This window comes from Protofrankia sp. Cr1 (genome assembly GCF_963555865.1).
Taxonomy (GTDB): Bacteria; Actinomycetota; Actinomycetes; order Frankiales; family Frankiaceae; genus Protofrankia.
This window is the reverse complement of the sequence record NZ_CAUVXO010000002.1, coordinates 1-9,231: the sequence shown is the minus strand read 5'-3', so window position 1 is coordinate 9,231 and position 9,231 is coordinate 1. Positions and strand designations below refer to the sequence as shown.

Here is a 9,231-nt window from a genome sequence, read left to right as displayed (position 1 = left end):
GATACCGATGCGGACACCGATACCGATACCGATGCGGATGCCGAGCGTGAAAACGACAGTGATGACGAAGGAGTGTGAAGGGTGACCCGCCTTCTGGTCGTGGAGGACGAGGAGTCGTTCTCGGACGCGTTGTCGTTCATGCTTGAACGGGAGGGGTTCGAGGTCGCGGTCGCCACCGACGGGCCGGCCGCGCTGGCCGAGTTCGAGCGGCACGGCGCTGATCTCGTTCTGCTGGACCTGATGTTGCCCGGGCTGTCCGGAACGGAGGTCTGCCGGGCGCTGCGCCAGCAGTCAGCCGTTCCGGTGATCATGCTGACGGCTCGTGACAGTGAGATTGACAAGGTCGTCGGCCTGGAACTGGGTGCTGACGACTACGTCACCAAACCGTTCTCCGCCCGTGAGCTGGTCGCCCGGATCCGCGCGGTACTCCGCCGCCGCGGCGAGGCCGAGGAACGCATCACCGCGACGCTGGAGGCCGGCCCGGTCCGGATGGATGTCGAACGGCACGTGGTCACGGTCGACGGGGCCGCTGTCCCGCTGCCGCTGAAGGAGTTCGAGCTGCTGGAGATGTTCCTGCGTAATGCGGGTCGGGTTCTCACCCGCGGCCAGCTGATCGACCGCGTGTGGGGGTCGGACTACGTCGGGGACACCAAGACCCTCGACGTCCATGTCAAGCGACTACGGACGAAGATCGAGGACGAGCCGGGCAATCCGCGCCACCTGGTGACTGTCCGAGGGCTGGGTTACAAGTTCGAACCCTGATCATTGTCGTATCGTGGTGGAGGCGGGGCGAGTCCAAGATCTTCTATGCCACGTACGGTGGTCAGCGCACGAAGCGTGTCCCGGTGCGCTGCCGGTGCGCTGCCGGAACCGCGGACAGGCCCGAACGCCGGCCGTGGCTGACGGGCGCGGTCGCCGTCACCGGGGTTCCGTCCCGGCCGGGCAGGTCCGCGAGCCGGTGAGTGGGCATGTCCGCCGGGAACGTCCATGCGTCCCGCCACCGACAATCGACAGGAGTGGATGCGAACGTGGTGAAGCTGCTGCGGTCAGCACAGAGCGGCCGGTCGGCCGCTACGTCGTGTGACTGCGTGCCGGGTCGGTGAAGCCGGCTGTCGGTAGTCAGCCGGAGGCTGATCCGGGCGCGGTGGGTCGGCAGGCCACGGGCCAGCGGGCAACGGGCCAGCGGACAACGGCCCGGCAGGCCACGGATCGGCAGGCCAACGGACAGGCAGCCGTGCAGCGTGTCGCGGTCGGTCGGATGCGCCTCGGCGTGATCGACATCGGGTCGAACACGGTTCATCTGCTGGTCGTCGACGCGCACGTCGGCGGCCAACCATTGCCGGCCGCGAGCGTGAAGGTTCCGCTGCGGCTGGTAGAGCTCCTCGACGAGGATGGCGCCTTGTCCGCCGCGGGCGAGCGGACACTGGCCGAGTGCATCATTCAGATGCGTGGCCGCGCTGACGACCTCGGTGTGGACGACCTGGTGGCGTTCGCCACATCGGCTCTGCGTGACGCCACCAACAGCGAGGACGTCTTGGCCCGGCTGCGAACGGCGAGCGGTGTCGCGCTTGCCGTCCTGCCAGGCGAGGATGAGGCGCGCCTGACCTTCCTGGCGGTCCGGCGCTGGTTCGGGTGGAGCGCCGGGCGCCTGCTCGCGCTCGACATCGGTGGCGGATCACTGGAGATCGCAGCCGGGTTGCATGAAGATCCCGACGCGGTGTCATCCCTGCCGCTGGGGGCGAGTCGACTGACTCGTGACTGGTTCACCAACGACCCACCCAAACGGTCAGAGGTCGCGGCCCTGCGACGGTACGTCCGGGCGCACATCGCACCGGTGGTGTCGAACCTGTATGTGGTCGGCGAGCCCACGCGGGCGGTGGCGACGTCGAAGACCTTCCGGTCACTGGCTCGTATCGCCGGTGCCGAGCCGTACAGTCGTGGTCCCTACGTTCGCAGGGTCCTGCGCCAGGATGCGCTGCGTGAGATATCCAACCGGCTGTGCAAGATGTCCGCGGCGCAGCGGTGCGGTCTGCCGGGGGTGTCGGCTGATCGCGCGGGCCAGCTCGCCGCGGGGTCCGTCGTCGCCGCCGAAGCTCTTGAACTGCTCAATCTGAGCGAGGTGGAGATCTGCCCGTGGGCGCTTCGGGAGGGAGTCATTCTGCGTAGGCTGGACTGGTTGACCTCTGCCTGATCTGATCGCGGGCGATGAAGGCTGACGGCCCCGTTCGTGCGAGATGCGCGGGCGTGTGGCGGTCTCGAGTCCCGGGTATTTCCCGGATATGTATTTCTCGGACATCTGCGGGCCGTTTCGGGGGACTTGGTGGATGACTACCGGGGTCCTGGAGACCCGATGACGGGCACGGGAGGTGTCAGTGAAGATCGAGCGGGCGCGCCCTACTCTGGAGAGATGTCCGAGGCGTCAACCCCAGCGCCGCGACTCGGGGACGCCGAGGCCGCGGACAACGGTGTGCAGAGCCCGCGTGGGCCCGCGTGGGGCTTTGCCGTGTCCTCCCGTGGCACGACATACCCGACCTTGATCGCTCCTCGTCGAGCTGATCGGACCACCGCGCGAGTCCCTTCGGCGAAGGTCGCCCTGTCGACCGCGTCGACCTACCCCGAATCGACGGCGGCCGCCTTTGAGATGGCTGCGCGGCTGGGGTATGACGGAGTCGAGATCATGGTGTTGACGGATCCGGTAAGCCAGGATCCGGAGGCTCTGCGGCGGCTTGTCGATTATCACGGTATTCCGATTCTCGCCATCCATTCCCCGTGCCTGCTGTTGACTCAGCGCGTATGGGGAGCCGAACCCTGGGCGAAGTTGCAGCGGGCCCGTACGGTCGCCGAAGCGCTACGGGCGCAGACCGTCGTCGTCCATCCGCCGTTCCGCTGGCAGCGTGATTTTGCCCGCGATTTTGTCGAGGGCATCGAAAGAATGAGGGATGAGACAGCCGTCCGCTTCGCGGTCGAGAACATGTTCCCGTTGCGCGCGCGGGGGCGGGAGATTTCCGCGTACGCCCCGGACTGGTCGCCGGTGGGCGATGACTACCGGCATGTCACCCTTGATCTTTCGCATACCAGCGTTTCGCGCTCCGACGCGTTGGCGATGGCGGACGAACTGGGTCAACGACTCGTCCACGTTCACATGGCCGACGGGATCGGGCTGGCCAAGGACGAGCACCTTGTGCCCGGACGCGGCAACCAGCCGTGTGCCGATCTGCTGGAGAGACTGGCGGCTCGAGGATTCGACGGCACCGTCGTTGTAGAGATCAACACGAGGCGGGCGGAGTCCCGAGCCCAGCGGGAGGCGGATCTCGCCGAGGCGTTGGCGTTCACCCGGCTCAACCTCGCGGCCGCGCCTGCGACCGTGAGCGGCCGGATGCCCTGACGGCGCCGGGTCGCACCGAGCTGCCTGCCGAGCTGCCTGCCGATTTGCCTGGTGATCGGCCTGGTGATCGGACAGAAAATCTGAGACAGGTGCTGAAACAGGCTCCAGAACTGACACCCGCAGTTTGCGAAGGTGGCATCGCGACGTTCCGGGGTGGTGTCACCATGCTCCGGTGAGCGCTAGGTCGCTGTTTGATCCGTTGGTGGACGCCTACGATGCCGCGCGGCCGTCCTATCCCCATCGGCTGTTCGTGGATCTGGAGTGGTTGGCCGGACGCGAGCTTGCCGGCGCCGACATCATCGAGGTCGGCGCCGGAACCGGCATCGCCACCCGGGCGCTGCTGGACCGTGGGGCCCGGGTGATCCCAGTGGATCACAGCCCGGGGATGCTCGGTCGCCTGTGCGAGCGCACGCCCGGGCTTGGCGCGGTGCGCGCCGACGGGGAAGCCCTGCCGTTCGCCGACGCCGTGGCCGACTTCGTCTGCTACGCGCAGGCCTGGCACTGGGTCCAGGTACCGGTGGCCGCGGCCGAGGCCGCGCGGGTGCTGCGGCCCGGCGGCGCGCTCGCCGTCTGGTGGAACGACGTCGACGGTGCGGACCTGCGCTGGTGGGAACGCCAGCAGCAGCGGCTGGAGGCGATGAGCCCGGGCTACCAGCGGGACCACCGGCTGCGTCCGTGGGCGGACGAGTTGCGCTGGACGGGTCTGTTCGCCGAGGTTGTGACGGTGTCCGGCCGGTGGAGCCGGACGCTTGCGGTGGAGGCGTACGAGCTGTGGCTGCGGTCGAAATCGTACGTCCAGGCGACCGGGGACAGGCTGGAGGACTTTCTGGCCGCTGAGCGGCGGTCCCTGCTCAAGGCGTTTCCTGACGGAATGATCACCGAACCGTTTCACACGGTGCTGGTCGTCGCCCGTATCGGTTCGCCGGGTGAGGACGTTCTCAGCGCGCCGCCGACGGCCACCCTGCGGGATCCTTGAGTGGTGCTGCGTACCGCGATGCTGCGAACGATGGTGCTGGCCGCGTCGGGTGATCCTCATGTCCGACGGCTCGTGTCGACCAGCCCGGTGACCCACGCCGTGGTCAACCGGTTCGTCGCGGGCGAGGACGTTCCCGCCGGGGTCAGGGTCGCCGGCGGCCTGTGCGACGTTGGCCTGCGGGTGTCCCTGGACGTTCTCGGTGAGGACACGATCGATCGGCAGCGTGCCCACGAGTCCGCCGCGACCTACCGTGACCTGCTGCGGGCACTTGCCGATGCGGGTCTCACCCCGGCCAGCGAGGTGTCGGTCAAGCTCTCCTCGTTCGGCCAGGCGTTTGACGCGCCCCTGGCCCGCGAGCTCGTGCTCGGGGTGTGCCAGGCGGCCCGGGAGGCGGGCACCTGCGTCACGGTGGACATGGAGGACCACACCACCACCGACGCGACGTTGACCGAGGTGGCCGAGCTGCGCCGGGAGTTCGACGAGACCGGTGCCGTCGTCCAGGCGTATCTGCGGCGCACCGAGGCGGACTGCCGTGATCTCGCTGGTGCCGGCGGCCGGGTGCGACTGTGCAAGGGCGCGTATGCCGAGCCACTCTCGGTTGCCTACGCTCGTCGGGCCGAGGTGGACGCCTCGTACGCGCGGTGTCTGGCGATCCTGATGGCGGGCCGGGGCTATCCCATGGTCGCCACCCATGATCCTGCGTTGGTTGACCTGGCCGGTCGGCTCGCCGGGGCGGTTGCAGGGTCGGGAACCGATCTGGTAGGTCTGGATCCGGGTCATGCCCGACGGTCGTTCGAGTATCAGATGCTCTTCGGCGTCCGGTCGGGCGAGCAGCGGCGTCTCGCCGGGGCAGGCGAGGTGGTGCGGGTCTACGTACCGTGTGGGCGGGAGTGGTACGCCTACCTGATGCGGCGGCTGGCCGAGCGCCCAGCCAACCTGCTGTTCTTCCTGCGCGCGCTGCGGTCATCCCGGTGACGTCGGTGCTGTGACAGTCGGTGCGGTGAGATCAGGTCCAGCGAAGGGGCGTTCATGACGGTCGCGATCCTCGGCACCGGCAAACTCGGTGAGGCGCTGTTGGCGGGAATGCTCCGTTCGGGTCATGATCCGGATGGCCTCTTCGTGACGGCTCGGCGTTCCGAGCGCGCCGAGGAGCTGTCCGCCCGTCACGGGGTCGAGGCGCTGTCGAACCCGGCCGCGGCCGCCCGGGCAGATGTGCTGATACTCACAGTCAAGCCGCAGGACATGACCGGTCTGGTAGCTGAGATCGCCGGCGTTGTCACCTCGGACCACCTCGTCGTCTCGTTGGCCGCTGGCATCACCACGTCCTACCTGGAGCACCGGCTCGCCACGGGCACACCGGTTGTGCGGGTGATGACGAACACGCCGGTTCTCGTGGACGAGGCGATGTCGGTGATCTCGGCGGGCGCCCACGCGGGCGAGGAGCACCTGCGGCGCACAGAGGATCTGCTGGCGCCGGTCGGCACGGTCATCCGCGTGCCCGAGTCACAGCAGGATGCCGTGACCGCGTTGTCGGGCAGCGGCCCGGCCTACTTCTTCTACTTGGTCGAGGCGATGATCGACGCAGGCATCCTGCTGGGTATTCCGCGGGCTGTCGCCGCCCAGCTCCTGGTCCAGACCGCGGTCGGTGCCGCTGTGATGCTACGCGACTCCGGTGAGCATCCGGTGCTGTTACGCGAGGCTGTCACGTCCCCGGCCGGGACGACGATCAACGCGATCCGGGAGCTGGAGAAGCACGGGGTCAGGGCTGCGTTGCTGGCCGCGATCGAGGCGGCCCGGGACCGGTCCCGTGAACTTGCCTCCGGTTAATGGATATTGGTCGATGCGAGTGATGATCCAGAAGGTGGCCTGCCTGGTCGGGTCCCCGAGCGATCCCGCGGGAGGATGCGGCGAGTACAGGTCCGGGAGCGGGTAGGCTCAGCCGATAGTTCGTTCGGCTTTCCCTCATACAGATCGGTCGGGTTCGTGGGTTCGGTTATCAAGAAACGTCGTAAGCGTATGGCCAAGAAGAAGCATCGTAAGCTCCTCAAGCGCACCCGCGTTCAGCGACGTAACAAGAAGTAGTCGTACAACTACCATGTGACACTCTCTTTTTCCTCCAGTGCTCCGGAGACTGCGGCCTCCGGGCGCGCGATCTGACGATCGTCGCGCGCCCTCTGGCCCTCCAGGGTGTCGAGGTGTTCCGTGTGCTCGGGACGGAAAATTGACGGTTTGAATTCCGGCAGTTCGGGGCAGATCGTTGTGCAACGGTCCGGTTCCACCGGCGGTAGGTCCTCGACTGCCGGCTGCCGAGCCTTGTGGGAAGCTCTCGTGTGACGGGCGGCAACGGAGCCGGCCCCGGCGCAGGGGATCGTATGGCGGGTTCGTGGATCAGTTTTTTGTCGGATTATGGGCTGGACGACGCCTGTGTGGGTGTCTGCCACGGGGTGATCGCCAGGCATGCTCCGGATGCCCGGGTGATCGATATCTCCCATGCGGTGCTCCCACAGGATGTTGAGCATGGCGCGGTGATGCTGGCCGGGGCCGTCGGCTACCTGCCCAGGGGGATCCATCTCACCCTGGTCGAACCGCTTGGTACCGACGGCAGGTACACCCGCGGGATCGCCGTCCGCACCGCGGACGGCTCGATTTTTGTCGCGCCTGACAACGGGCTGGCCTCGCTTGCCTGGGAGATGCTGGGCGGCCTGATCGAGGTCCACGAGATCGCAGACCGAGAGCTGTGGTTGCCGATGCCCACCGCGGTGTTCCGTGGTCGTGACGTCTACGCCCCGGTCGCCGCGCGGCTGGCTGCCGGTCTGCCGCTGGGCGAGGTGGGGCCGCGGTTGGACCCGGCGTCCGTGGTTCAGCTGCGGCCACGGGCCTGCTCGGTTGACGATGACCACGTCCATGGTGAGGTTGTCGACATCGATCATTTCGGCAACCTCGCCCTGAACATCACTCGTACGGATCTTGAGGCCGTGGGTATCACGCTCGGTGATTCCGTTGAGGTGCGCATCGCCGGACGTACCCTGATGCTGCGATTCACCCATACCTATGGTGAGGTTGCGGTCGGCCATATTGCGGTCTGTGAGGATTCACTGCGTCGTGTCATGATCGCAGTCAACTGCGGGCGGGCGGTGGATGCGCTACGGGTACGTCGCCGTGCCGCGATCGTGATCGCCCATGCCCCTCGCGAACCACGTTCGAGACCGGTGGCGTCGACCGGGTCGTTCCCGGTTTCCGTCCATGTCTGATGCCATCGGCTATTCAACGTGTGGCCTCCGTGCCCGACCGACAGTGGCTATCGGGCCACAATGTGGCTACTAACGCGGGCTAACGCGGGCTAACGGCGGCTAACGCCGGCTAATAGGACGCCACGCCACGGACCACGGAGCGTTGCCGCGCCGACAACTGTGAGGCGTAACATGACGTCGAGATCGGGGCAGGGGGCGACCAGAATGCGACCACGTTGCGTGCTCGTTACCGGTGTTTCTCGACCCCTGGGTGCCCAGGTTGCCAGTGCGTTCGCGGCTGATCCGGAGATCGAGGATGTCATCGGGGTCGATACCATACCACCCCGTGACGATCTCGGGCGGACGCAGTTTGTCCGTGCGGACATCCGTAATCCGTTGATCGCGAAGGTGATCGGCGCCGCTGCGGTTGACACCGTGCTTCACTTGAATGTCATCGCGACTCCGCTCGGCGCCGGTGGGCGGACCGCGATGAAGGAAATCAACGTCATAGGTACCATGCAGCTTCTTGCGGCCTGCCAGAAGGCGCCGAGTGTTACAAAGGTGATCGTAAAGTCAACCACCACAATTTACGGATCATCGCCTCGGGACCCGGCGTTGTTCACGGAAGAAATGGAACCGCGTGGTCTTCCCCGCGGTGGTTACAGCAAGGACGCCTTCGAGGTCGAGGGATATGTCCGAGGTTTCAGCCGGCGCCGGCCGGACGTCACCGTCAGTGTGCTTCGCTTCACGAACATCGTCGGCCCTGGAATTGACAGTCCGCTGACCCGCTACCTCGAGCTACCGGTTGTCCCGACGGTGCTCGGTTTTGATCCGCGCCTGCAGCTGTTGCACAGCGAGGATGCGCTCGGCGTGCTGACAAAGGCTGCGATCGAGGATCATCCCGGCACATTCAATGTTGCCGGGGACGGTGTTCTCCTGTTGTCCCAGGCCGTTCGGCGGGCGGGGCGAGCGCCGCTTCCGGTGCCGTCACCCGCCGTGGTTACGCTCGGGAACCTGGTTCGCCGGTCGCGGCTGCTGGATTTCTCCGCGGAGCAGCTCGGTTTCCTCGCACACGGCCGTGCGGTCGACACCACTCGGCTGAAGCATGTATTCGGTTACGTTCCGAGATTCACGACCCTGGAGACATTCGACGACTTCGTACGAGATCGCCCGATGCGATTCGCGATCGACCGTGACACCGTGATGCGGTTCGAACGCGGCTTGTTGGGTGTACTGGCGCGACGCCGTCTGGTCGGGACGTCGTGACCAGGATGGCACTGATCGATATGCCTTCGATCAGTGCGCCGGGGTTCCCGGCGGATTGGCGAAGCCGGTCTGTCAGCGTCTGTTTTGGATCTTCGGTCCGGCTTGGCAGGCGCGTTCTGACGGCTGGGGGGACCCTGGAGGCCTGAAGGGTGCCAGGGCAGGTCTGGTGAAAAGGTGGTCACTGGTGTGAGTGAAGCGCGGATCATCCCGCTCGGCAGCAAGGACGGGCGCGCCAGGACGGGCGGCGGCGCGGCGGCGCGCCGTCCGCGGCCGCAGGATCCGTCGGAGGTCGACCGCGACGGCGGGACGGACCTGGCCGGTGACGCGCCTGTTGTCGACATGCGCGTCAGCGAGCACATGACCGTCCCCGCGGG

Annotated in this window: 10 protein-coding genes and 1 pseudogene; 10 read left to right on the top strand and 1 reads right to left on the bottom strand. The window is 66.9% G+C overall.

Annotated features, from left to right (window positions below):
• Positions 1 to 81 precede the first annotated feature (81 nt).
• Positions 82 to 762, top strand: a complete 681-nt coding sequence (locus U9980_RS00640; protein ID WP_322750065.1) for a response regulator transcription factor — start codon at positions 82 to 84, stop codon at positions 760 to 762.
• A gap of 61 nt (positions 763 to 823) precedes the next feature.
• On the opposite strand, the gene U9980_RS00635 is transcribed toward U9980_RS00640, so the two are convergent.
• Positions 824 to 970, bottom strand: coding sequence for a hypothetical protein (locus U9980_RS00635; RefSeq protein ID WP_322766224.1), 147 nt, complete (start codon positions 968 to 970; stop codon positions 824 to 826).
• A gap of 264 nt (positions 971 to 1,234) precedes the next feature.
• On the opposite strand from U9980_RS00635, the gene U9980_RS00630 reads away from it, so the two are divergent.
• From U9980_RS00630 to U9980_RS00590, 9 genes and pseudogenes are all read left to right on the top strand, one after another.
• A complete protein-coding gene (locus U9980_RS00630; protein WP_322766223.1) occupies positions 1,235 to 2,191 on the top strand; it encodes a Ppx/GppA phosphatase family protein in 957 nt (318 codons plus the stop codon).
• A gap of 216 nt (positions 2,192 to 2,407) precedes the next feature.
• Entirely contained in the window at positions 2,408 to 3,385 is a 978-nt protein-coding gene (locus tag U9980_RS00625) for a sugar phosphate isomerase/epimerase family protein (protein ID WP_416210100.1), read from the top strand.
• Positions 3,386 to 3,557: 172 nt separating this feature from the next.
• Positions 3,558 to 4,361, top strand: a complete 804-nt coding sequence (locus U9980_RS00620; RefSeq protein WP_322766221.1) for a class I SAM-dependent methyltransferase — start codon at positions 3,558 to 3,560, stop codon at positions 4,359 to 4,361.
• An 18-nt stretch (positions 4,362 to 4,379) separates the two neighbouring features.
• Complete coding sequence (locus U9980_RS00615) at positions 4,380 to 5,336, top strand: proline dehydrogenase family protein (protein ID WP_416210099.1); 957 nt, start codon at positions 4,380 to 4,382, stop codon at positions 5,334 to 5,336.
• A gap of 54 nt (positions 5,337 to 5,390) precedes the next feature.
• Entirely contained in the window at positions 5,391 to 6,188 is a 798-nt protein-coding gene (gene proC / locus U9980_RS00610; RefSeq protein ID WP_322766219.1) for a pyrroline-5-carboxylate reductase, read from the top strand.
• 156 nt (positions 6,189 to 6,344) lie between these two features.
• Positions 6,345 to 6,443 (top strand): 30S ribosomal protein bS22, encoded by a 99-nt coding sequence (locus U9980_RS00605; RefSeq protein ID WP_003948845.1) that lies wholly within the window; start codon positions 6,345 to 6,347, stop codon positions 6,441 to 6,443.
• A 290-nt stretch (positions 6,444 to 6,733) separates the two neighbouring features.
• A complete protein-coding gene (locus tag U9980_RS00600) occupies positions 6,734 to 7,612 on the top strand; it encodes an SAM-dependent chlorinase/fluorinase (protein WP_322766218.1) in 879 nt (292 codons plus the stop codon).
• 204 nt (positions 7,613 to 7,816) lie between these two features.
• Positions 7,817 to 8,857 (top strand): NAD-dependent epimerase/dehydratase family protein, encoded by a 1,041-nt coding sequence (locus U9980_RS00595; RefSeq protein ID WP_322748483.1) that lies wholly within the window; start codon positions 7,817 to 7,819, stop codon positions 8,855 to 8,857.
• A 186-nt stretch (positions 8,858 to 9,043) separates the two neighbouring features.
• Positions 9,044 to 9,231 (top strand): annotated as a pseudogene (locus U9980_RS00590) (glycerol acyltransferase); the annotation flags it as partial.